24 protein-coding genes and 1 riboswitch are annotated in these 25407 nt (G+C 34.7%); of the genes, 8 read left to right on the forward strand and 16 right to left on the reverse strand.

The window, feature by feature from the left end; translation table 11 throughout:
* Nucleotides 1-94: 94 nt before the first annotated feature.
* Nucleotides 95-234, reverse strand: a riboswitch (FMN riboswitch).
* Nucleotides 235-482: 248 nt separating this feature from the next.
* Nucleotides 483-1169 (forward strand): hypothetical protein, encoded by a 687-nt coding sequence (locus ACODS7_RS18860; RefSeq protein ID WP_000711797.1) that lies wholly within the window; start codon nt 483-485, stop codon nt 1167-1169.
* Between the two features lie 153 nt (nt 1170-1322).
* On the opposite strand, the gene ACODS7_RS18865 is transcribed toward ACODS7_RS18860, so the two are convergent.
* The 14 genes from ACODS7_RS18865 to ACODS7_RS18930 form a co-directional block, all read right to left on the reverse strand.
* Nucleotides 1323-1937 carry a peptidoglycan DD-metalloendopeptidase family protein gene (locus tag ACODS7_RS18865; RefSeq protein ID WP_016082281.1) on the reverse strand — a complete coding sequence of 205 codons (615 nt, stop codon included), beginning with the start codon at nt 1935-1937 and terminating at the stop codon, nt 1323-1325.
* A gap of 85 nt (nt 1938-2022) precedes the next feature.
* Nucleotides 2023-2604 carry a cob(I)yrinic acid a,c-diamide adenosyltransferase gene (locus ACODS7_RS18870; protein ID WP_029441846.1) on the reverse strand — a complete coding sequence of 194 codons (582 nt, stop codon included), beginning with the start codon at nt 2602-2604 and terminating at the stop codon, nt 2023-2025.
* A gap of 136 nt (nt 2605-2740) precedes the next feature.
* Nucleotides 2741-4516 (reverse strand): sensor histidine kinase ResE, encoded by a 1776-nt coding sequence (gene resE / locus ACODS7_RS18875; protein ID WP_029441845.1) that lies wholly within the window; start codon nt 4514-4516, stop codon nt 2741-2743.
* Nucleotides 4516-5232, reverse strand: coding sequence for a DNA-binding response regulator ResD (gene resD / locus ACODS7_RS18880; protein WP_016082284.1), 717 nt, complete (start codon nt 5230-5232; stop codon nt 4516-4518). The genes resE and resD overlap by 1 nt, the downstream gene beginning before the upstream one ends.
* Nucleotides 5233-5534: 302 nt before the next feature.
* Entirely contained in the window at nt 5535-6692 is a 1158-nt protein-coding gene (resC, locus tag ACODS7_RS18885) for a cytochrome c biogenesis protein ResC (protein WP_243168089.1), read from the reverse strand.
* 14 nt (nt 6693-6706) lie between these two features.
* The gene (gene resB, locus ACODS7_RS18890; protein WP_029441843.1) at nt 6707-8332 is read right to left on the reverse strand and encodes a cytochrome c biogenesis protein ResB; all 1626 of its coding nucleotides are present in this window, start codon (nt 8330-8332) and stop codon (nt 6707-6709) included.
* A 121-nt stretch (nt 8333-8453) separates the two neighbouring features.
* Complete coding sequence (resA, locus tag ACODS7_RS18895; RefSeq protein ID WP_016082287.1) at nt 8454-8975, reverse strand: thiol-disulfide oxidoreductase ResA; 522 nt, start codon at nt 8973-8975, stop codon at nt 8454-8456.
* A gap of 106 nt (nt 8976-9081) precedes the next feature.
* On the reverse strand, nt 9082-9810 hold the full coding sequence (gene rluB, locus ACODS7_RS18900; RefSeq protein ID WP_029441842.1) for a 23S rRNA pseudouridine(2605) synthase RluB: 729 nt from the start codon (nt 9808-9810) through the stop codon (nt 9082-9084).
* A gap of 289 nt (nt 9811-10099) precedes the next feature.
* Nucleotides 10100-10630, reverse strand: coding sequence for a spore maturation protein SpmB (gene spmB / locus ACODS7_RS18905; RefSeq protein ID WP_000029514.1), 531 nt, complete (start codon nt 10628-10630; stop codon nt 10100-10102).
* Nucleotides 10627-11223 carry a spore maturation protein SpmA gene (gene spmA, locus ACODS7_RS18910; RefSeq protein WP_000247811.1) on the reverse strand — a complete coding sequence of 199 codons (597 nt, stop codon included), beginning with the start codon at nt 11221-11223 and terminating at the stop codon, nt 10627-10629. Before spmA ends, spmB begins: the two co-directional genes overlap by 4 nt.
* Nucleotides 11216-12340, reverse strand: a complete 1125-nt coding sequence (dacB, locus tag ACODS7_RS18915) for a D-alanyl-D-alanine carboxypeptidase DacB (protein ID WP_029441841.1) — start codon at nt 12338-12340, stop codon at nt 11216-11218. Before dacB ends, spmA begins: the two co-directional genes overlap by 8 nt.
* Before the next feature lie 112 nt (nt 12341-12452).
* Nucleotides 12453-13367: a superoxide dismutase gene (locus tag ACODS7_RS18920; RefSeq protein ID WP_001075742.1), complete on the reverse strand. Its 915-nt coding sequence runs from the start codon at nt 13365-13367 to the stop codon at nt 12453-12455.
* Nucleotides 13368-13472: 105 nt separating this feature from the next.
* Nucleotides 13473-13964: a YpuI family protein gene (locus ACODS7_RS18925; RefSeq protein ID WP_029441840.1), complete on the reverse strand. Its 492-nt coding sequence runs from the start codon at nt 13962-13964 to the stop codon at nt 13473-13475.
* A gap of 22 nt (nt 13965-13986) precedes the next feature.
* Entirely contained in the window at nt 13987-14376 is a 390-nt protein-coding gene (locus tag ACODS7_RS18930; protein ID WP_000584361.1) for a hypothetical protein, read from the reverse strand.
* A 183-nt stretch (nt 14377-14559) separates the two neighbouring features.
* Between ACODS7_RS18930 and mprF the strand changes: the two genes are divergently transcribed.
* On the forward strand, nt 14560-17139 hold the full coding sequence (gene mprF, locus ACODS7_RS18935) for a bifunctional lysylphosphatidylglycerol flippase/synthetase MprF (RefSeq protein WP_000010853.1): 2580 nt from the start codon (nt 14560-14562) through the stop codon (nt 17137-17139).
* A 4-nt stretch (nt 17140-17143) separates the two neighbouring features.
* On the opposite strand, the gene ACODS7_RS18940 is transcribed toward mprF, so the two are convergent.
* Nucleotides 17144-17932 (reverse strand): DUF8832 domain-containing protein, encoded by a 789-nt coding sequence (locus tag ACODS7_RS18940; protein ID WP_043935494.1) that lies wholly within the window; start codon nt 17930-17932, stop codon nt 17144-17146.
* Between the two features lie 176 nt (nt 17933-18108).
* Between ACODS7_RS18940 and deoD the strand changes: the two genes are divergently transcribed.
* The 4 genes from deoD to ACODS7_RS18960 all read left to right on the forward strand — a co-directional run bounded on the left by deoD (nt 18109) and on the right by ACODS7_RS18960 (nt 21894).
* On the forward strand, nt 18109-18816 hold the full coding sequence (gene deoD, locus ACODS7_RS18945) for a purine-nucleoside phosphorylase (RefSeq protein ID WP_000110707.1): 708 nt from the start codon (nt 18109-18111) through the stop codon (nt 18814-18816).
* 309 nt (nt 18817-19125) lie between these two features.
* Entirely contained in the window at nt 19126-20940 is a 1815-nt protein-coding gene (locus ACODS7_RS18950; RefSeq protein ID WP_029441835.1) for a sensor histidine kinase, read from the forward strand.
* 107 nt (nt 20941-21047) lie between these two features.
* Nucleotides 21048-21578, forward strand: coding sequence for a tyrosine-type recombinase/integrase (locus tag ACODS7_RS18955; RefSeq protein ID WP_000806236.1), 531 nt, complete (start codon nt 21048-21050; stop codon nt 21576-21578).
* Nucleotides 21579-21699: 121 nt separating this feature from the next.
* On the forward strand, nt 21700-21894 hold the full coding sequence (locus tag ACODS7_RS18960) for a DUF3924 domain-containing protein (RefSeq protein ID WP_029441834.1): 195 nt from the start codon (nt 21700-21702) through the stop codon (nt 21892-21894).
* 215 nt (nt 21895-22109) lie between these two features.
* Here the strand turns inward: ACODS7_RS18960 and ACODS7_RS18965 are convergent, their stop codons facing one another.
* The gene (locus ACODS7_RS18965; protein ID WP_016082293.1) at nt 22110-22955 is read right to left on the reverse strand and encodes a DUF72 domain-containing protein; all 846 of its coding nucleotides are present in this window, start codon (nt 22953-22955) and stop codon (nt 22110-22112) included.
* Between the two features lie 139 nt (nt 22956-23094).
* On the opposite strand from ACODS7_RS18965, the gene ACODS7_RS18970 reads away from it, so the two are divergent.
* Both ACODS7_RS18970 and ACODS7_RS18975 read left to right on the forward strand, forming a co-directional pair.
* The gene (locus ACODS7_RS18970) at nt 23095-24360 is read left to right on the forward strand and encodes an ATP-binding protein (RefSeq protein ID WP_243168088.1); all 1266 of its coding nucleotides are present in this window, start codon (nt 23095-23097) and stop codon (nt 24358-24360) included.
* Nucleotides 24361-24586: 226 nt separating this feature from the next.
* The coding region (locus ACODS7_RS18975) for a collagen-like repeat preface domain-containing protein (RefSeq protein ID WP_488827307.1) at nt 24587-25407 on the forward strand (821 nt) is incomplete at its 3' end.

The raw sequence follows: 25407 nt of genomic DNA on the forward strand, positions 1-25407 counted from the left end.
TAGAACGAAAAAACCCTTTGTGTTTTACACAAAGGGAGAATTTAAGGCACATCAAACAGACGTTCAAATCCATATCTTTTTTGAACGCTTGAACCTCCATCTTCTCCCATCCAGACTATACTGTCGGCTTTGGAATCGCACCAAATCCTGCCTTAACGGCTCGCGGGCTTAGAACAAAATCATAAATAGTTCATCACCGCCGGTCGGGATTTTCACCCTGCCCCGAAGATAGACCGATATTCTATTTTCCCCTTCATTATACAACAACCTCATAACATTGTGAACTAAAAAATTGTAACTTATTTATAATTAGTTGTTTATTTTTCGTAACAACAAATAAATTGCGAGATATTTTACAATACAATCCATATTTTTTATTATTCGGCATTTCTCTTTTGAATTCCCTAGTCATATATAATTAAAAGTGATAAGATATTGAATTGTTAAGATAAGAACATTTTCTGAGTTATGGAGGAAATGTCATGAAAAAAGAAAAGAGACATTCTATTCGAGAAGCGATGAAAAAAAATTTAAGAAAAGAATACTTTTATTTAAAAAAAGAATTACTTTTCTACTGCCCAATCGATTTAGGTACATTCTCAAACGAGACATACTATGCTACTTTCGATGAAGATGGCATCAGTATTTATCAGTATGATAAAAAAACAGAAAGTAAATTAAAATTGTGTGAGCGTCATCCGTGGAAGAGTTGGAATAAAGTGAAGATTGATCACTATTTGACAACTTCTCAATTTATTTTTCAGGGTGAGCGAAATTGGATCTTATCTCTTTTTCAAAAAGGAAAAGAAGCTCAAAAAATTATTGAAGAGCATACATCTTTACAAACAGAAGTTGTTTCCCGCTCTTTCTTAAAAAAACTTCCCGGTTTTCGTTCTAATACACCACTGAATAAATACATCGGTAGCATTTGTTACACTGCACTTATTGCATTTTTATTAAAATGGATGATTCCATTTCAAGCACCACAAATCGCCCTGTATTCTATTTCAATTGGTTGTATGCTTCTTGGCCTACTTTGTTTGACAATCGGTTTAATTGAACCGACTATCGTACTGTTTCGAACAAAAGAGAAAACAAGAACAAAAGTTTTTTACTTATATAGCTATTTAGCTATTTCTGGATTTATATGTGTCTTTATTTTTTGGTAAAAGAAACCGTCCCAAAATAAATTTTGGGACGGTTTTCTTTTAGATATAGATACTCTAATTCACTCAATACTTCTAGCAGAAGCGCCCATATAATTTCATTTACATTGAACCTTATTTAAGAATATTCAAAGTTTAAATTTTGAGACGTTGCCTTCACTTAACATATAATTGTTGATTAGGATAAATTAGCTCTTGCTGCAATCCATTTTTTTCTTTAATTTCCTTAAGTGTCATACTAAATTTCCGTGCAATACTAACTAAAGTATCCCCTTTTTGTACGACATATAATGATGAAGAAACAACTTCATTTCTTTGTTCACTTAAAACAAGCAATGGGTTCATCGCATTCTTTTTCGCCATCGTCCATCTTCCTTGATGAAGTTCTAGATGTAAGTGTGCACCTCGCGACTCTCCCGTGTTCCCTACTTCTCCAATTTTTTCTCCTTTTGAAATATAATCTCCTTGATCCACATATCTCTTATTTAAATGTGCATATACAGCCTCATATTCTCCGTGTTTAATAAATACAACATTTCCATAACTACTTGAATAATAAGACTTCGTTACCTTACCATCTTGGATAGCTGCCACAGGCGTTCCAATCGGCGCAGCCACATCAATACCATAGTGTTTTCCATGCCTTGTCCCAAAATAATCACTTATCTGACCTTCAACAGGCCATGTCCATCGATTTTCTTCTGCGTAAACATGTAATTGAGATACAAACAGTATACTCAATAACATGACGCCGCATTTTAAAACTTTCATATACATCCTCCGTTTTCTAGTTAACACCATACCTTCTCTATTTTGGTATATTACAGAAAAAAGTATACAAAAAAAAGAAAGTGAATTACTTCACTTCCTTCTCTTTCTTGTCACGAAAAACTAATGCACTACGGTTATACTCCACATCTTTCACTTGTAATCGGGCATTTATTACTCTAGCTATCGCAAACAAATAATCAGATAATCTATTTACATACTTTAAGACAACTTCATTTATATTCACTTCTTTTTGCAATGATACTATAGAGCGTTCTGCTCTTCTTACAATGGTACGTGCAATATGAATAGCAGCCGCCGCCTCGCTACCACCTGGCAAAATAAAGCGCTCTAATGCCGGGGCTTCTTCTATATACAAATCAATCTTTCTTTCTAAGCTACCAACCATCTCAATTGTCACTTTATAAGGAATTTTTTGTTCCACTATTGCCAAGTCTCCTCCGCAATCAAATAGCTCATGTTGAATATTTTCGAGCTCATTGTAAATATCTCTAAAAGCCCCGCCTTGAAGCTTAGTCATTGCATATCCAATATGAGAATTTGCCTCGTCTATTGTTCCATAAGCTTCCACACGGATATCATCTTTATCCACCCTGCCACCTATTACACTTGTCGTTCCTTTATCTCCTGTTTTTGTATATAATTTCATTTCTTCACAGCACCTCTCTTGTTATTCTTAATTCGACCAAGATAGAAAAAAGTTCTACCATTCTTTATTTAATTGAGTTTACAAAAAAATAAAAAACAGCAGAACTTTATTCATTATCAACTTTAAAAACGTATATCTAAATTATACGATTCGGTAAATATACAGAGAATGTAGTTCCTTCTCCAACAACACTTGAAACAGAAATTTTACCATCATGACCTTGAACAATGTTTTTCGCAATCGCAAGCCCGAGTCCTGTTCCACCCTTTTTCCCACGTGTTCTTGCTTTATCAGCTTTATAGAAACGATCAAATAAAAATGGAATATCCTCTTCTGGAATGCCTGCACCCGAATCTTGCACTTCAAAAATGAGGTCATTATTTTTCGTATCAATTACAAGCGTTACATGTCCACCCGCATTCGTATGACGAATTGCGTTATCAATCAAGTTCGTCAACACTTGTTCCATCCGATCTGCATCAAACGCATATTCTTCGATCGGATTTCGGAAATCAACTGTTAGTTCAACTTCTTTATCCTTTGCAATCCCTTGGAATTTACGACCAATTTTTTCAACAAACGGATGTATATCCACTTCACCAATATGTAACTCTACATGACCGCTTTCCATACGAGCTAAATCTAACAATTCATTTACAAGTTTACCTAAACGAACAGATTCATCATAAATAATTTGAACAAACTCATCAATTTCCTCTTTCGTTTGCACAATATCATCTAAAATCGCTTCACTATACCCTTGTAGCATTACCATTGGTGTACGAAGTTCATGCGATACATTCGCAATAAAGTCTTGACGCATCTTTTCAAGACGACGTTCTTCCGTCATATCTCGCAGTACTGCTACAGCTCCACGAATTTTCGTTTGATTGTAAAGCGGCGTCATAAGAACTACATAGTTCCCTTTTTGTAAATTAATTTCAACAACTTGTTGTTGTTCGCTTTCTACAACGAGATGGAATAGTTCCACAAGTTCAGAAGGTAGTTTTTTACTTAGCTCTATCTCTTTTTCTTCTTGCCAAACTTGTAAGAAATGTTCGGCCGGCGGATTGATTACTACAACTTCACCTTCTTGATTTAACGTAATAACCCCATCTGCCATACTACTCAAAATACTTGCTAACTGCTCTTTTTCTTGTTGCAAGGCGTTCATATTGAACTTCAACTGTTTTCCCATTTGATTTAAGGCCGTTGCAAGCTCACCAATCTCATCCTGAGATACCATAGGAGCCTTTGCATCAAACTTACCACGTGACACTTCAAAAGCAACCTCACGCATTTTACGAAGCGGTGCTGTAATCCGAGTAGATAAGAAGAACGCAAAGAAAGTTGTTAATATAATCGCAATTCCAGCCGATAAGAAAATAAAATCAGTCGTTCTTTCCATACCTTGTATCGGTACTTGTAAAGATTCATATACGAACACTGCACTTTGATTTTTTGATTGCACTGGTTTTCCTACGATCATAATATCATTTTCGGTGTTTTTATTCTTCCTACTATTAGACGCTTTTCTAACGTTATTTTTAATTTCTTTTTTGTCCGTAAAAACAGCAGCTAATTCTTTATCTTCTTTTAAATCATCCATTGTAAGGGTGACTAACCCTTCTTGTTTCGGTGAAGAAGAGATTTCCTTACCATCTTCTACAATAATAATCCTTGAAAGTGGATCAGAGAATTTGTACGCGATATTCTCAATCGTTTTTACATCGGCACCTTCTTCAATTAACTCCGAAACACTTGTTGCGACTTTTTGAAGCCTAGCTTCACTCATATCAACATAATACGTTCTAAAAAACTGTGAAAGTAAAATCGCAACAAATCCAAGAACAAACGAAACGAGAAGTAATATGGTCATCCATAACTTCCCTACTACACTTCTCCAAAGCATCAGTCGTTCACAACCTCGAATTTGTAACCTACACCCCAAACAGTAACAATCATTTTCGCTGCATCTGGTGATTTTTTGCTTAACTTCTCACGTAAACGCTTTACATGTGTATCAACTGTACGTAAATCTCCGAAGAATTCATATTGCCATACTTCTTTTAACAGTTGCTCACGATCGAATACTTTATCAGGAGCTTTCGCTAAAAATAATAGTAACTCATATTCTTTCGGCGTTAAGTTTACTTCATTACCATCTGCAGTAACACGGTGTGCATCATTATCAATTGTTAAGTGCGGGAATACAGTAACATCTTTTGTTGTTGTATCTTGTGTAAAAAATGTTGTTGGTACAGCACGACGTAATACCGCTTTCACACGTAGCACGACCTCACGTGGACTAAATGGCTTTACAATATAATCATCTGTTCCAACTTCAAATCCTTGTACTCTATTTACTTCTTCACCTTTTGCTGTCAGCATAATAATTGGTGTCGCTTTCTTCTCACGAACCCCTCTACATACTTCAATGCCATCTTTACCAGGCATCATAAGATCTAATAAGATTAAATCGTAATCATTTTGCAACGCCATTTCTAAAGCTGTATCACCATTATCTGCTTCTTCAATTGTGTATTGTTCTCTTTCTAAGTACATTTTCAATAAACGACGAATACGATCCTCATCATCTACAATTAAAATTCTTGATTCATTTTCCATCTCTACCCGCTGCGTACTCTCACCTCAGCGGTTCACACCTACCCTTCTTTACTATTATGTTGCGCTATTCTCGTTTATTTAAGCAATCTTCTAAATGTTTCACTTCCCATATTATGCTTCACAAGAATAATAAATTTTGTTCAATTTTTTTCCAAAACTATGTATTTTTTTTGAACAGTATATAATGTCCTCGACATCATTTTACAAAATCAACCGCTACTTTGTCATGTTTTTCTCAAAAAAGAAGAAAAGTTGACAAAAATAAAATAGGAAAGTGACATGCACTCTCCTATTTTATTTCTCTATGCATATGAATGTAAACCGGCAATAATTAAGTTTACTACAATAAAATTAAACATAATAATTGCAAAACCAATTACTGCAAGCCAAGCTGATTTCTCTCCATGCCACCCTTTAGATAATCGTAAATGTAGTACTGCAGCATAAAAGAGCCACGTTATAAGTGCCCAAACCTCTTTCGGATCCCAGCCCCAAAAACGCGTCCACGCTATTTGAGCCCAAATCATTGCAAAAATTAACGCTCCTAATGTGAAAACCGGGAATCCAATTGCAATAGATCGATATCCGATTTCATCTAGTAAATCACTATTCGTATTCTTTACTAACGGCTGAAGTGCCGCCGATACTCGCTTCCGTAAAACAAGTCTTAATACAATATAAAGTAATGTTCCAACTAACACTGACCAAATAACAGTATTTAATTTTTTCGCATTTACAATCGCTGGAACTTCAACTGCCGGTTCTAATTTATTTTCTGTCAGTAACTTCCCTTCATGCGGTCCAACTAAAGCCGGAAGATTATACTTCATTTCCAGTTGTTGTTCATTTTTATCAATCCATTGAAACTTCGCTTCATATTTCATACTAGAAAATACCATTGTTACTCCAATAAATCCAACTGTACAAACAAGTGTAAATACTACCATCTCTAGCCAAAATGTCCGTTTACTTCTCGTTGATTGATCTACATTTTTCAATAAATACATTACGCCCGTAATAAAACTAATCGCTAAAATTGCTTGTCCTGCTGCTGCAGTCGTCACGTGAATATGTAACCAATTACTTTTTAATGATGGAATAAGCGGAGATATTTCCCTCGGAAACATACTTGCATAGGCAATTAATAAAAGCGCAACTGGTAATGCAAATAGTCCGATTATACTTACGCGGTACATAAAATACATTACAATAAATGCTCCTACAAGCATCATGCCGAAAAATGTACCGAATTCAAAAAAGTTACTAACTGGCGCATGCCCTGATGCAATCCACCTTGTAACAAAATATACTGTTTGTGCTATAAACCCTAAAATTGTAATTGTTATTCCTATATTTGCCCATTTATGACCCTTTTCTTTAATGGCTCCCCCAAAAAATAGAGTCGCAATTAAATATAAAATAAATGCGGTAAAGAGAAAGTTACTACTTATTTGCACCATATCGTTTCCCCACCTTAACTAATTTTTTTATCAATTACTTTATCATTTGGCTGTGGAATTGCTGTACCTTCTATTACTCTTTCAATATCTTTCTTTAAACCGAACCAATTTTTATTCGTATGCCCTGCAATCCACCATTCATCATTAACCCGTTGTATCCAAATACGGCGATGATTCCAATACATACCTTGAATGACACCAACCATAAATATAAATCCTCCAATACCGAGAATCCAAAGCGTTAAATCTTTTCTTACAGTAAGTGCTGTTGCATTTTGCATTTCAACACCTGCAAACGACATTTTGTATTTGTTGTTTCCATCAGGTTCTATATTTTGCTGAATACCAACAAAACTCACTTCACCATCCGGTGTTTCAGGTGTAAACATTTTAAATACAAATGCAGGATTGTTCGGTAATTTCGTTTTTGTATTTGGTTTTCCATTCTCATCAAAATAAAAATCAGGAAAATAGCTTAATAGTTCTAGAGAATAACCATTTCCTAAATCATATTTTTCCTTAGGATTCGTTAAATCTACTTTAATCGGTCCCCATTTTTGATTATTTTCTTTATTTTGCAAGTTGAAGGACATACTTTTAAATTCACTTTCTTTATAATCCACTTGATACACTGCAAATTGATCAAATTTCAGTGGTTCATTCACTCGAATTTCCGCTTCTTTTACTTTTTCCAACTTTGGTTTTTGCCCTACTATATTTTCACCCACAGCTTTATATAATACAGCATTCGTTTGGAAGTTTTTCGCAATCATTTTATCGCCTACACGATCAATCGCTTCCTCAAAAACTTCCTTGTCCTTACTTTTATCATAAACTTCTTTTATAAATTTCTCGTTTTTTAAGTAGTATTGTCCATCCGTCCCTGGTATTTCTTTCGTTTCACCATCACGTAACCAAAGTGCTTCGTCTACGTACATACTCGGTAAAAAACGAAGCATCGCACCGAATAAAAAGATAATAAGACCGATATGATTTACATATGGACCCCAACGCGAGAAGCGTCCCTTTTCTGCTAAAACGTTTCCGTCTTCCACTTTCACATTATAGTTTCTTTTCTTTAAATTCTTTTGCACTGTTTCCAGGTCACCATCTTGCGGTGTACCAGTCCCATATATTCTCTGTCTCTTTAAAAAGCTAGGATGTCTTTTTACGCCTTGCTTTTTCAAAGCTTTATAAAGCGGAATAACGCGGTCTAAACTACATATCACAAGTGAAATACCGATAGAAGCAATCAAAATCATATACCACCATGAACCGTATAAATTATTAAATCCTAATTGATAGTATAATTGTCCTAAAAATCCGTATTCTTGTTTATAATATTCAGCTGGTGCAATCCCTGGAGTTATGTACATTTCTTGCGGAAAAATAGTTCCTATCGCTGATGCAGCTAAAGTTATAACGATTAGCCATACACCCACTTTTACAGAAGAGAAAAAGCTCCAAATTTTATCGACTATCGTTTTTGTTTGCGTGAGAGATCTCCGTGCACTCCCCTCATAGCGCATATCCAATAGTTTTGCATTTTCATTGCTTTCAAATGGTTTCCCGCAAGCTTCACAAAAAACGGTTCCTATCGGATTAACATGTCCACATTCACACTTAATTTCTTTCAACACTCTCACCGCCCCTGTATCTATATGTACTATTGTATATTCTAACCTCGAGTTACCGCAATACTCAGAATTTTTAAACCAGAGGCACTATAGACACGCACCTCTTATGTAAAGGCTTTCTTTATTACGGAGTAATTTTCTTTAAATACCCTTCTAACTGTTCTTTCGTTTGTTCACCTATAATTTGCTCCATTACTTTTCCATCTTTATCAATCAAAAAGCTTGTCGGTAATGGACCTACTCCATACGTTCCTATAATCTTTTGTCCTTTATCAATTGCAACTGGGAATTTCAAATCATATTGGTTCACAAAGTTCTTTACTGCAATATCCGTTTCATCTGCATCTAACGCTATGATTTCAACGCCTTTTTCTTTATACTTTGGATATAACTCATTCATATAAGGCATTTCTTTTTCACAAGGTTTACACCACGTGCCCCAAAAGTTTAAAAATACACCTTTCCCCTTTAAATCTTTTAGTTCAATTTTCTTCCCTTCTAAATCCGTCACAACAAAGTTAGGTGCTTCTTTTCCGATTTGCATTTTCTCTTTATTAGCAAAGAATCCTTGATAAAGGGTAAATCCTACAGCACCACATAAAATGAGTAGAATAATAACGCGAAATAATAAGCGATTTTTCTTCATATTACCTCTCCTCTCCTCGGTAAATGTTATGTATTATCTTCTGTAAATGTTGTATTGAATAAATCACCAGCAGAGCACTCCACTGGTGAATTTTTAACTCTATAGCTTATCTTGGCTTTGTAGAAGCAAGCGCGCGTAATTGTTTCACCTCATGTGGTGTCAATTCTCTCGCATCACCAGGTCGCAGGCTTCCTACTTCTAAGAAAGCATAACGTTCACGTTTTAATTTCACTACTTTACAGTCTAACGCTTCAAACATACGACGCACTTGACGATTACGTCCTTCATGAATTGTTAATTGTACAATAGCCATCTCTTTACGCTTGTCCCAAGAAATGATTTTCACATGTGCTGGTGCTGTTTTACCATCTTCTAGTGCAACACCGCGTTCTAACATACGAATTTTCTCACCTGTTAGTGGACCTTTTATTTTTGCAACATACGTTTTTTCAACTTTATATTTAGGATGCATTAATATATTTGCGAAGTCCCCGTCGTTTGTCATTAATAATACTCCTGACGTATCATAATCTAGACGTCCGATTGGGAATAAACGTTGTGTAATTTCAGGGAAAAAGTCTGTTACAACATTTCTACCTTTATCATCTGATACACTTGAAATTACACCAGTTGGTTTATATAGTAAAAAATAAACAGGTTCTTCTTTTTCAAGAGGGATGTTATTTACTTCTACTTTATCTTGAGGAGTTACTTTTGTTCCTAACTCTTTCACTATTTTTCCGTTAACTTTTACTTTTCCTTGCTGAATTAATTCCTCAGCCTTTCTTCTCGATGCAATACCTGCTTGCGCAATCACTTTTTGTAATCGTTCCATTTCTTTTTTTCACCTCGAATTTATCTTACCTTACATTAGAAAGACTTGGCAACCGCATACGCTTTACGGTTATTCGCTCCATCTCACTTAAACAACATAGCGATGATAATAAACATATAAAGGTCAAATCATGTTTTTATCCTTTATTATTGTCCATATTTTTCATATTTCTCACAATAAAAGTTCATCATTTTGTCAAAAATACTGCATAAAAAAACCACTATTAAGCTACACCTTAATAGTGGTCGTATACGTATTATACGCGAAATAGCATAAAAAATGAATAGCTTTACTGAAACAATAGAGAAACAAAGACAATCGAGCAAATAATTCCGATTAAATCTGCAAAAAGACCTACTTTTAATGCATCTCCCATTTTTCTAATACCAACAGCTCCAAAGTATACTGTTAAAATATAAAAAGTCGTATCTGTACTCCCTTGCATCGTAGAAGCTAATCTCCCAATGAATGAATCTGGCCCATATGTGGCAATTAAATCAGTCGTAATACTTAGACCAGCAGAGCCAGAAATAGGGCGTATTAGTGCTAATGGAACGATTTCTGCTGGAACATGAATTAAATCTAACATTGGCTTCATTACTGATATCATTGCATCTAGCGCACCTGACGATCGGAATATAGAAATAGACACAAGCATTCCAACCATAAACGGTAAAATGGAAATTGCAATTTGAATCCCTTCTTTTCCTCCCTCAACGAACGATTCATACGTCGGCACTTTCTTTATCGTCCCATATAAAAGGATAAAACCAATTACACAAGGGATTACCCATAAGGAAATTGTATTTACAATACTCATTTTTTCCGCCCCTTTCTACTCCTTCTTCGGTAAAAATAGCGGTCAATCCAAATTGCTCCAATCATAGAAAGTACTTGTGCAATAAAAGTTACCCCAACAATTTCAGTAGGATTCGCTGATTCATACGTCATTCGAATCGAAATGACTGTCGTAGGAATTAATGTAATAGCCGATGTATTTAATGCTAGAAACGTCACCATAGAACGGCTCGCCGAATCCTTTCCTCCATTTAACTCTTTTAGTTGTTCCATCGCTTTAATACCAAGAGGAGTTGCTGCATTACCTAGACCAAAAAAGTTTGCCATCATATTGGATAAAATAAATCCCATGGACGGATGATCCTTCGGTATTTCTGGAAACAACCTCTTTACTATCGGCATAAAAAGTGTAACTAACTTTTTTAACAGTCCCGCTTCCTCTGCAATTTTCATTAAACCAAGCCAAAATACTAAAACACTAATAAGTCCTATACAAATCGTTACTGCATCTTTTGCCCCGTCAAATACAGCTTTATTCACTTCTTCCATCGTTCCGTTTATCATGGCGTATACAATCCCAATAACAGCCATCGCTACCCATACGAGATTAACCATCGTTCCCAACACCTATCATGTAAGAAAAAATCTCTTTCACATTATTCCAGTAAAGTCCCGTTGTAGCTACTAACTTCCGTTTACTATAAAATAAATTCCGTTCTCCAACTTTCTCATTACCAACATAAACATCTGTCTTTCCAACCTTTACTCCGTCCTTAAGATTTGCACTTTTATCAAGTTCAACTTTTAATACCACGTTCTTTCTTTCCTCTTCAGTTAACGGTACTGAAAAACCATTTTTCGTATAAACATGGTTGGCATACTTCTTTTCATTTATTTCAGCAATTGCTCCTTGTCCTAAAACTTTCGTTTGTTTGAAACGTTCAAAACCTTTATCAAACAAATTCATATGATCATCCCAGTCACTAGAAGCACTCAAAGTTACGACAATTAAATCTAGTCCATCTTTTGATGCCGTTGTAACAAGCGTTCTTCCTGCTTTCTTCGTAAAGCCTGTTTTTCCTCCTGTTGCAAATTCATAATAAGATGTCACCAGCTTATGTTTATTTTTCCACGGGTAATCCCAAGAATCTGATTTATACGTTTTTGTTCCAAAGATTTTCTTAAAGTTCTCGTTCCCCATTGCATATTTTGTTAATAATGCCATATCGTAAGCCGACGAATAATGTGATCCATCTCCATCTAAACCATGAGGGTTTGAGAAGTGAGTATCTTTCATTCCAATTTCTTTTGCCTTCTCATTCATTAAATATACGAATCCATCTATACTCCCACCCACACTTTCAGCAATTACTTGCGCTGCGTCATTACCAGATCTAAGCATAAGTCCGTATACTAAATCTTCTAACTTCACTTTTTGTCCAGGCTTTAAATAGATTGCCGATCCTTCCACTCTCACCGCTTCATTACTAACTGATACCATTTCTTTCATCTTCCCTGATTCAGCAGCTAACAAGGCGGTCATGATTTTTGTTATACTAGCAATTTTTTGCGGCTCATGTTCTGCTTTTCCGTATAATACACGACCAGACTGTTGCTCCATTAATACAGCATTTCGAGCACTGACATTGCTGTTCATCTTTGCATATGTAGGAATCGGCATAACGCTTGCGTACATAATAAGAAGCGTAATGATTACACAAATTCGTCTCATATTTCCCCCCACGTCCTTTTGGCACTTTTTGTACAAGTGTATGCTTGGCCTTTTAAAATATGAACGAAATCTTCCTTCTGCTTCCATTAAAAAAGACGCAGGGAATTTGCGTCTAATATGGTGTCCATTCAATTTGTTTCGCAGTTTCAAACCTTTTTTCTACATCAGGCCAGTTTACAACATTCCACCAGTTTTTAATATATTCATCTTTTCGATTTTGGTATTGTAAATAATACGCATGTTCCCAGACATCTAGTACAAGAAGTGGTATCGTATCCCATTGTGTAAATAATTGATGAAGTGTACTTTGCAAAATTTCTAACCTTCCAGACCGGGGCACCCAAACGAGAATTGCCCAGCCTGAACCTTCTACTTTAGAGGCCGCTTCTGTAAAATGTTTTTGGAAACGTAAAAAGCTCCCAAAATCTTGTTCGATTTGTTGTGAAAAAGCACCTCTTGGACTTCCACCACCATCTTTTTTCATGTTATTCCAAAATATTGTGTGTAAGTAATGACCTGATCCATGAAAAGCCGCTTCCCTTTCCCAATGCTTAATTAAATCAAATTGATTTGTTTTTCTCGCTTCTTCCATCATCTTCTCTGCTTTATTTAACCCTTCCACGTAACTACGATGATGTTTATCATGGTGTAACATCATAATTTCTTTAGAAATATACGGTTCTAACGCATTATACGGATAAGGTAATGGTGGGAGTGTATGTCCTCCAATTGGAACAGCTCGTTCACTATCCCCTCTTTCATATAATTCATACTCCTCTTCTTCTTGCATAAATACTTCCTGCAAGTGATGCTGAATATGTTCTACATCATCGCTTATTTCATACATAAACTCTGCATCTGTTTCATACTCATGCTCTTTCATACGCTCTAATAACGTCTGAATTTTATAAGCAAGCATATGGACATCATACACTTCCATTGCGCGGCTATCTAATACATGAAGAACACTTTCACACCAATTTTCTACTTCATGAAAGTAATCTGTAAATACACCTTGCTGATTCATGTTGCACCTCCCTAATGCTATCCACTTAACTATATTCAACGAAAATCCCTTATATAACTGTACAAAAGGAAAAGAAGCTAAGTCACCTTAGCTTCTTTTTCTCAATCAATATTTGTGTAACATCTTTGTCTGATAATCCGTCTCATAATATTCTAGTTCTTCACGCATCAATTGAAATTTACCTTCTAAACTCTTCATCACTTGCCCCAAAGATGCAGGTGGTGTTTGTTGAAAAACGATAGAATTTTTTCCTGTATATGCAGACCGACTATTTTCATACCAATAATCACTCTTCGGTGAAAAAAACTCTGCAATTACTTGATGGTAAATTTTATATAAAATTTTTTCAGCTGCTGTTTTTCGAAATGGCTGACTATTCAACAAAACAAAACATGCATCATGTCCTTCTTCACAAAAAACGAGAAGTCGTCTCATTGATGCTAATAACCCTTTATAATATTGCTCATTCCCTGCCGGTGTCTCCTCTAATAAAGAAGGCAACGTATGATAATTTACATAATTGGTTATCAAATAAATAGCATCTTCTAAAAATATAGAAACTTGTTCTGTTTGATTTTCAACCATCAAATTAGACATTTTTTCTCTCTCCTTTGCCATTTCACGCTATTTCTACTCTTTTATTTTTATGTAATTCAGCCAATATTTCTTGTACTTTCGACACCGTTCCCTCATCAAAATATTGTTGAAATTCTTCCATATTATTTAAATACAAACGTTTTTGCGCACGAAGCTCCCTATCTTTCACTAAACAACATATCGCTACAATATCGCGCAAATATATGTTTTGTTCTTCTACTTTATACACTGGATTTCCTTCAAAAGGAGTAATTTCTTGTAAAACTTCTTCAAAATATCGAACGTATAAAACCGAAAAAGTTTTCTCTTTATCATTTAATATATATGTCACTTCAGATCTGTTAAAAAAGTCTTCTGATGTATTAGGTTTCGCTTTTTCTAACTCATATCCTACATAACCTTTTATAATCATATACTCCCCCTCCTCCTTCTTTCATCTTATTCTAACTTAATTTTCTGATAAACAAAATATTCTTTTAAATATACCTATATAAAAAATAGCTCCCCTATACAGGAATTTACCTTTTTATTTTTCTTGAAGTTTGTCATAATAATATTATTGTCTCAGTTTTCTTACACAAGGAGAGTTGTATTTATGTCGTTTTCATGGAAACGTTTCTTACAAATCGGGAAAATTATCTTCCCATTTGTTGTATTAACAATTGTATTCTTTCAAGCAAAAAAAGAATTAGCGGGCATTTCTTTTTTAGAAGCGATTGATACAATCAAAAACATTCCAACTGGAGGAGTCTTTTTAGCAATTACACTTGGTGCATTTGCTGTATCAACAATGTTCTTTTATGACTATGTTATGCTTCGTTACTTAAAAGCTGATATCCCTGTCCAAAAGATTTTCCGTATCTCGTGGATTGCTAATACTTTAAATGGATTTATCGGGTTTGGCGGTCTCGTTGGAGCCGGCGTACGCACAATGCTTTATCGTCCATACATAAAAGAAAATGGAAAACTTATTAAAAGTATCGCTTGGATGACAACTGCCTTTATTAATGGATTAGCCATTCTTTCATTTCTTGGTCTTATCGGAATATTAGACACGAGATTTATTTTACATGAAAAACCATGGCTATGGCCTGTTCTTATCTTCTTCGCTCTTTTCGTCCCTATATATATTGGATTTTCTAAATTAAAAAATAGAAAAGCGACGCAAACAGAGGGACAAGAAGAAGAGGAGAAAAATCCAACTGTTTTATACTCATTAGTTTCATTAGTCGAATGGGTATCTGCTGGTATTGTTATGTACGTCATATTACTATTATTTGGCATTGAAATCGAATTCCAAAAGTTTTTAGGCGTATATGTCATTGCTGCTTTAGCTGGTGTCGTTAGTCTTGTTCCTGGTGGCCTTGGATCATTTGATCTTGTCTTCTTAACTGGGCTTGGGCAATACGGCATCGATACAGGTGTTTTACTCCCTGCTATGTTATTATATCGTCTCGTCTATTACATCTTACCATTCTGCCTTGGTCTCATTTTTGCAGCTTTTGAAATGACAGGAGTAGCCATTAAAAAGTTTGAAGATAAACCTTTTATTGCGCCTGCACTAGAGACAACTGGTGTTATATGGACTTTGCAGCGTGACTTTCTAGGAAAGTTAGGTTCTTGGGCATCTGCTGCTTTAACGGTATTTGCTGGCTTAATGGTTATTTTATCAACCATTCTACCGACAAGTATAAATCGGGCACACGCCTTACATATTCTAGCTCCAAAACACCTTATTCAATTTTCTTTTAGCTTATCGCTAACATTCGGTATTCTCCTCCTCATTCTTTCACGGGGAATATATTACGGAACAAAACGTTCTTATTATATGACGATTGTTTCTTTAATTGGAGCTGCTATTTTTAATACACTAAAAGGAATTGATGTTGAAGAAACGTTTATTTTATTAATCGTACTCGCTGTATTGTATATGCTTCGTAAAAGGTTTGTACGTGAGAAAATGGAAGTCTCACTTTCCGATATCGTAAAAGTTTTTATATTCCTACTTGTAACGTTATATTTATATAAAAACTTAGGTATTTTATTTGCAGGTGCAAAAGAAGCATTCAAACCTGATTTTGTCGTTCGTAATATTACACAAGTGAAACGAAGTGCATTAGCAGCTGCCTTTTTTGTTCCTACTTTTTTACTAATTGGTTCACTCATTGCAAATCGTTATCGAAATGAATTTCCCGGGCAACCAGCTAATGATAAAAGATTACAAAACTTCTTAGATGAACATGGCGGAAATGTACTTAGTCATTTAGGTTTTTTAGGAGATAAACAGTTCTTTTTCAGTAGCGATGGAAAAGCTCTCATTCTCTTCTCAATAACTGGAAAACGACTTATTGTACTAGGTGATCCAATTGGGGACCCTTCCTCCTATCGTACTGTATTGCAAGAGTTTTTAGCTGAGGCTGATCGATTTGGATACATTTGTGTATTCTACCAAATTGAAAGCAAATGGATGAGTTTATATCACGATTTTGGTTATAACTTCTTTAAGCTCGGTGAAGAAGCTGTTGTTGATTTAAATACATTTACAATAACAGGAAAGAAACGTGCTGGCATGCGAGCTACTTTCAACCGTTTTGAAAGAGAAGGCTATACATTCTCTATTCACGAGCCACCTTTCTCAGACGAATTATATGAAGAATTAAGAAAAGTTTCAGATGCATGGCTTGGTGGAAAAAAAGAGAAAGGTTTTTCACTCGGATACTTCGATCGTGAATATATTAGTCGCGCTCCTATCGCAACATTATCTGATGCAGATGGAAAAATTATTGCATTCACAACATTCATGCCCGTATATCAAAACGGATCATTATCTGTCGATTTAATGCGATATTATCCCGATGCGCCTAGCGGCATTATGGACGCAATTTTCATCCACTTATTCCAATGGGCAAAAGAAAATGAATACCACTCCTTTAATATTGGTATGGCACCACTTTCAAATGTTGGTTTATCTACACAGTCTTTCTGGTCTGAACGAGTGGCTGCTGCAATCTTTAATAACGTTCGTTATACGTATAGTTTCAGCGGATTACGACATTTTAAAGAAAAATATAAACCAGCATGGAGCGGTAAATATTTAGCATTTAGGAAGAATCATTCTTTACCAATTACAATGCTCTCTGTAACAAAATTAATAGGAAAAAGAAAAAACAGCTAAATTCTTAGCTGTTTTTTCTTTTTTGCACTTGTACAATAAATTCTTTTTCATACTTCTTACCATTTATATAGAAATCCCCCCACATTTTATACGTGCCCTCGGCAGGAAATGTAATCCGGTATTGTAATTGCTCATCCGTATCTACAGGCATAGCGTATAAAAAGTTCTCCTTCGTTTCATCCACGATATAGAGTGACTCTACTTCTCCTCTCTCTGAATGTAATTTCAATTTTTCACCCTTTTTCGCTTGAAACTGAAATGTTAACGTAACTGGTTCATTCGGATGTAATGCTCCAAATAAAAGAGAAACTTCATAATCTCCTATTTTTTTTGTAAGTACACTGTCGATTGGAAATTTCACTTTTTTCTTATTATTCTCCTCTTTCGTTCTACCAAAATCTTTCCTAGCGAATGACTCTACGGACTTATTTTTATCTTCGTATAAAAATATTGTATATTCTTCGTCTTTCGCTATTTTGGAAGATAACTTATATGACCCGTTCCCTGCAAATGTAGGTTTAATTTGTTGTATGTTTTTTAGCTGTCCGTCTACAATCACTGCCCGAATTTGATCATTTACACCACGAATTTCATTATTCTTTTTGTTTAACAACTGAAATACAATATCTACTTTCTCATTTCCCTTTCCATTTGAAACATCCCACTTTACTTCCTGAACATCTCCTACAGTCTCTTCGTTTTCTTGATATTTTTTTATGTAAAATCCTCCTGCCACAATAAGTACTAACGCAATAAGCCCAATGACAAGATTTTTCAAAACATCACCTACCATTTTTATTGTCTCTATTCATACAAAACTTCTTAAGATATATATTCTAGATTATGATTTATGAAATCCTCCTATTTTGCACATATTACAAATAATAAAAAGATTTTAATTGAAAGGATTCGTAGTGTATAATGCAAATGATATTGATTTCTATCAATACATTATAAGGAGGACTTTTCATGAGTGTACATATCGAAGCAAAACAAGGCGAAATCGCTGAATCTATTCTATTACCTGGTGATCCATTACGTGCAAAATATATCGCTGAAACATTTCTAGAGGACGTTACTTGCTATAATAACGTACGTGGTATGTTAGGTTTCACTGGAACTTATAAAGGAAAACGTGTATCTGTTCAAGGTACAGGTATGGGTGTTCCTTCTATTTCTATTTATGTAAACGAATTAATCCAAAGCTACGGAGTTAAAAATTTAATTCGCGTTGGAACTTGCGGTGCAATTCAAAAAGATGTAAAAGTTCGTGATGTTATTATCGCAATGACGGCTTGTACTGATTCTAATATGAACCGTTTAACATTCCCAGGATTTGATTTCGCGCCAGCTGCAAACTTTGATCTTTTAAAGAAAGCTTACGATGCTGGAACTGAAAAAGGATTACACGTTCGTGTCGGTAACGTTTTAACAGCAGATGTGTTTTATCGCGAAAGCATGGACATGGTTAAAAAACTTGGAGATTACGGTGTATTAGCAGTAGAAATGGAAACAACTGCTCTTTATACATTAGCAGCGAAATACGGTGTAAATGCATTATCTGTATTAACAGTTAGCGATCACATCTTCACTGGCGAAGAAACAACATCTGAAGAGCGTCAAACTACATTTAACGAAATGATTGAAATCGCTTTAGATGCAGCAATTCAACAATAATACATTAAAGAACTCGTCATACGTCTGGTGAGTTCTTTTTATGTGACTTTTTATAAATAACTATTTTATAAAGAGACAGATTTCTCCCCTCTACTTTCTTGTAACGTTTGTTATAATAAAGTGAAACTTTAATCAGTGGGGATTTTTCCCATTCCCCACTGATTATGAGTTGAGCCAATCGGACTTTTACGGGCAGTTGATCTCCCACCTAACTCTCTTGTATTTGCCGAATTTTGAAGTGGGAGTCTTATTGCCGGTTAAAGCGGGATAAAGAAATCATTTACAGTATTTCTCATAAGAGGTGACGCAGTGAAAAACAGAAGTATCGTCTTTAAACTATTTTTATTAACATCAACTTTATTTACAATCATATTCCTACTTTTTTTCCTAGGACAATCTCTATTTTTAGAGAAATTTTATATTAATAAAAAAGTAAAAACAGTCCAAACTGCTTTTGAAAAATTCGTAGATAATTATGACAAAAGTGATAAAAGTTATGAAAAAGTTAGAAAACTAAGACAAGAATTTCATGATAAAACAAATGCCGATATGCAGTTTTTGGATTCTAACGGTATTATTAAAAGTGATAACAATTACTATATCGATGTATATAATCCCAACGATACTAAACAGTATTCCATTCCACTCAATAATCTTTTAACACCAGAAGAATATAATAAATTCGAAAATTTAGGTTTAAAAAAAGATGTAATAATCAATGTTGATGGAGTCGTACAAGAAAATAATATAATCACACCACAAAAATTAGGAACGAATTACAATCAATGGCAAAACGAACATTTCTATTCGGATTTCCAGTCAATTAATGGTAACCCTTCTAAGAATAGACTTGGGAGCCGATACAAATCTACAACTCGCATCGTCTTTACAGGTGTTATAACTAAGTTACAGCTCCCATCCAAAGCTGAGGTTCGTCTTGCAAATGATATTGAAACATTACAAGCCGTTCAATATTTTGCAGATATTATTAGAGATGGTACTTCTAACTCGAACCAATTAAACACTTTCATATTAGATGGCGGAGAAAATATAAAAAATAGTATCTTTGTAAAGCCTATTATGGAAAACGGAAAGATTACAGAATACGCTTTTGCGATAGCATCTTTGCAGCCTGTTAATGAAGCGATGCTCGTTTTAAAAGATTATTATGTTTATGCCTTAATCATCGTGTTTCTCGTTATTATTTTGTTATCCTTCTACTACTCAAAAATCATTGTTAAGCCATTAATTAAAATGAATCGTGTTACAAAAAAAATGGCTAATTTTGATTTCAGCGAGAAATTACCTATTACAGCCGACGATGAAATTGGCGGGCTTTCCGGCAGTATCAATACATTATCTGTAAATTTAAAAGATCGAATCGATCGATTAAATGTTGCCAATACAAAGTTACAACAAGATATTGAACGTGAACGTCAATTAGAGAAAACAAGAAAAGAATTCATTTCTGGCGTATCACACGAATTAAAAACACCTCTAAGTGTAATTAGAAGTTTTGCAGAAGGAATTAAAGATGGTGTTAGTAAAGATACATCGTATTATACTGATGTTATTTTAGAAGAAACAGAAAATATGAACAGGCTGATTGTTGAAATGTTAGAATTAGCAAAGTTAGAATCTGGTACTTACAAACTAGATATGACGACGTTCTCAATCGGTGAATTAACGCAACAAGTCTATACAAAATTATTATTTAGCATGGAAGAAAAGCATTTACAAGTGAACGTCGATGCAGACCCTTCTATACTTGTTAAAGCAAATCGTAGTCGTATTGAGCAAGTAGTTGTGAACTTACTAAGTAATGCAATTCGTTATACGCCAGATGGAGAAAAAATACAAGTCTCCATTATAGAAGCAGAAGATACCGTAAAAGTCGAAATCGAAAATACAGGAAACCCTATCCCTGAAGAAAGTCTTGAAAAAATTTGGGATCGCTTCTATCGTCTAGATGCATCTCGTAGCCGTCACACCGGAGGTACCGGTCTCGGATTATCTATTGTAAAAAACATTTTAGACCTCCATCATGCCGAGTACGGTGTGTATAATACGACTAACAGTGTTGTATTCTATTTCAATTTACAAAAAGTAAAAGAAGTCAAATAATTTGTCTTAATTTCACTAGGAGTTCACATGAAATTCACACTCTCCCTTTATAGTAAGAAACAAGTTAATCCTTTCCTTTACACATATAAAAGAGGAGAGTGCGTGAAATGAAACAAGCAGGACAACCTATTCAAAACGAAAAACAATTAGAAACTATCAAAAATATACTTTTACAATCTTCGAAACGCGATGGCTTATTATTCGTATTAGCTGTAAATTCTGGCTTAAAAGTAAGTGAAATCTTACAATTAAAAGTTAGTGATGTAATCGATGAAAATGAAAATGTTCGCCATTCCATTTTATTTTACAATGAAAAAGTGAAGAAACATAAATGGTTTGCTGTAAATGAAGACTTACAGCACGCAATCGAAGACTACATGAAAGAACGTAAAACTTGGAAACGTAATGAACCATTGTTAAAATCTCAAAAAGGAACAAAATCTATTACGAGACAACATGCATGGTACATTTTAAACAAAGCTGCAAAAGAAGTTGGATTAGAAGGGATTAGCTCACATACACTTCGAAAAACTTGGGGCTATTGTGCATACAAATCAGGTGTTGATATTGCATTTTTACAACACTTCTTTGATCACAGTACTCCATCAAAAACTTTAAAGTATATCGGTATTGCTTAATAGCTCTTATACATAAAAAAGGTTACCATATAAAAAAATGGTAACCTTTTTTATATTTCATATTCTCTTTTCTTGTCTCTCCTATACTGTAGTGGTACTCTAATAATAAGGGGGAGAAATTATGAACACACTTACAATTGAATTACCGCAAGAAACGGCTGAAAAACTTGATTTATTAAAACAAGCTTATGAAAAGAAAACAGGTGCTTCTATTTCTAAGAGCACTCTCGTTCAAACACTTATCTCAAAAGAATTTATCCAAGCGATAACTCCTTTTGATTTACAACAATTCGTCAACGGAAAAGAACAGCATTAATCGCTGTTCTTTTTTTATCTCTATTTAAAATATACAAAGTTTTTTATATATTTTTAGAAAAACCATTGACAATGATAATGATAACCATTATCATTTATTATGAAGCCAACAATTGATGAATCAACCAAACGCTCAGTAACATTGTTACCCCTCTTTTTCATATAGAAAGGCACTGTACATTCCCCCTGTTTGTACAGTGCCTTTCTTGTTTATTATCATTCAAAAAAATTTAATTGCTCCGGCTTCGGCTCACCATATGTAATGTTCATCATTTTCATAAGCTGTTTCGCATTATCTGCTGCATCCCCACCTGAATTGTTGTTAAACAGTACGTATATATCCTTTGTTTTCTTTTTTAATTGCTCTAGTCGTTCAATCCATTCTTCCAGTTCTTTATTGTTGTAGCGATATAAACAGCGAACCGCTCTCCAATTTTCCCCTTTATCCAGCCAACCATGAACATTTCGACCGTGAAAACGTATTAATGCCATGTCTGAATTCGTAACCTCTAGCACGAGTGGCACCGAACCTATTCCAGCCTGTGGTTCATCACAAATTGTATGAACCCATTTCTCCTGTTCTAGAAACTGTAACGTCTTATCTCTCATTTCTGGATAAAACCATGTTTGATTTCGAAATTCTATTGCACATGGTAAACCTTCCATTTTTTCTTTCGTATATCGAAGAAAATCTACATTTTTCTTTTTGCAATCAAACCATGGTGGATATTGAAATAAAATTGTTTTTAATTTATTAGCTTCTATTAAAGGAAGAATAGACTGTTTATACACATCAAACATCTCATCGAACGTAGAAAAAGGAATTTCACCTTTCATATGTCCTGTCATTCCCTGATACGCTTTTACGACAAAAGAAAAATCTTTCGGCGTTTCCATTGCCCATTTTATATAATTTCGTGCAGGTTGCATCGCGTAAAATGAACTATCCACCTCTACAATAGGAAAATACTCGCTATATGTTCGTAATTTATTTCTATTTTCATAGGAATCTATGTATAAAGAATTATGATCTCCCCATCCTGTCACCCCAATGAACAGCACATATATCCCTCCCTTTTTAACTTCATCTTCTATTCATTTTCCAAACACTTTGCATCATGTAGCCTTTTCTTTAAGAGTATCCTTATAAAAATATGATATACTATATGGAAGAATTTTTAAAATGAGGGGTTATTTATTTATGCTTCCAAACAATGCTACTGTATTTCATGAAAAACGAATTGAAGAACTAGAAAATAAAGTACGTTTTTATGAAGAACTTGTGAATCAATTACCACATCATTTCACATACAAAAATCCACATATTGGTTTACAAATAAAGAAAACCAGAACAACTCATTCCATTCAAGAAATACCAAAAGAGACTAAAGACGCTAATTTTCAACTTACTTGTGATTCATTATTTTTATTTGAACAACTTGAAAAACACTTTGTTCATATTTTTGATGCTTTTTCACATCATGTAACCTTTGTCGATAATAAAGGGAATATTACTTTATGTAATCAAGTTGCCGCAGATGATTTCGGTGTAATACGCAATGATATTATTGGAAAACCAATTCAACAATTACTAAACTTGCCGGAAGAAAAAATCAAAGCAATTGAAACATTAAGAACCGGAACAGAAATATATAATGAAGAAGTTTTAGACAAAAACTATGGCATTATAAATAACCGAATTATTCGTGATTATAACGGTGAGATTTTTAGAGTTATTAGTGTCTTTCATTATTTAAATACAGAACGTGATGCAGAGAAGTTTTCGTTAGCAGGACGAATCGCAGCTGGAATTGCACACGAAGTACGAAATCCTCTTACAACAGTACGCGGATACTTACAATTTTTACAAGAAAGTGTTTCTCCATCAAATAAAGAGTTATTTAAAAACTTGCTTATCCCTGAATTAGATCGTGCAAATAATATTATTACAAAATTTTTAGCGATTTCAAAAACACGTGAATTTACAAGAGAACCGTTTCCCATCAATACATTTTTACGCGACTATATTCAACAGTTACTAGCTAGTGAAGTCTTCTTGCATAACATTTCAATTGATTATAACTTTTCTAATGAATTAGATGATATTTTAGTCAATATTGATCAACATGAACTTGTTCAAGTATTTTTAAACCTATTTCAAAATGCCGTCGATGCTCAAGGCGAAAAACCTCTTTCTATTCAAATCACTAGTTATCGCCTAGATAACTTCGTTCGGATTACTTTCACAGATAACGGAATTGGTATTCCTCCAGCTATTCAAGAATATATCTTTGATCCATTCTTCTCAACGAAGGATTCGGGAACAGGACTAGGCTTGTCAGTAACAAAAAAAATCATTCAAAATCATAACGGTACGCTCAAAATGACTAGTGCTCCAGACGGCACAACCTTCACTATCTCTATTCCGATTTTACCTAAAGTAAATCGTGAAGCAATTAACTTATAAAATGATAATGCTGTTCTATGAACTCCCTTTAATTGTTAAGCAAACTCTAACAATTAAAGGGAGTTTTTTATGCTAATTTATTCTCTTTAAAACATATAGATTTTTTTCTACTTTTTTATTGTTCGTGTTAGGTAGGTAAACTTCTTATTTTTTGAGAAATAGTAGTTTGTCCATCACGAATTTAATTTAAATTTCATTTTAATATATAGTAACGACTATTTATTCTATGAAAGAAAGGAATGAAAAGATGAACAATAAAAATAAAGGAAAAGTATTTTATGGTAATGATTGTTGCGAAGTAAGAGCTTGTAGTTATATCAACATCTCTAAGTCCGAACTTAAAGAATTTGTTAGACTTCTTCAAGTTCTTGGCCAAGCTATTCAAGCTGTCTTTCAAAACCATTCTCAAGTTAATATCAATAACTTGATTGATGTCCTAAATAACCTACAGAAATTCCTTAATTGCTTAGATTTGTCTCCTGCACAAAAACAAATCGGAAATTCTATTATTGCTAACCTATTAACTATTTTAAAAACAACACCTTTCTCATGCGGAGCATTATACGTTGAACTACAAAGCCTGCTTAATTATTTATTGTATATCGCTAAGTTATTCAAAATTGATTGCTGTGCTATCGATAATCTCGTTAAACTCATTTCAGAAATTCAAGCTATCTTAGTTCGATATGGATCTGGTTGCCTAGGTGGAGGAACTACTGGTGCTACGGGGGCTACTGGGGCTACTGGACCTCAAGGCGCTACTGGACCTCAAGGTCCGGCGGGCGCTCAAGGCGCTACCGGTGCTCAAGGTCCGGCTGGTGCTCAAGGCGCTACTGGGGCTCAAGGTCCTCAAGGTGCTCAGGGACCAGCAGGTGCTCAAGGTGCTACTGGACCTCAAGGTGCTCAAGGTATTCAAGGTCCAGCGGGCGCTCAAGGTGCTACTGGGGCTCAAGGTCCAGCGGGTGCTCAAGGTGCTACTGGGGCTCAAGGTGCTACTGGGGCTCAAGGTCCGGCTGGCGCTCAAGGTGCTACTGGGGCTCAAGGTCC

The sequence above is a fragment of the Bacillus sp. FG16 genome, assembly GCF_057809515.1.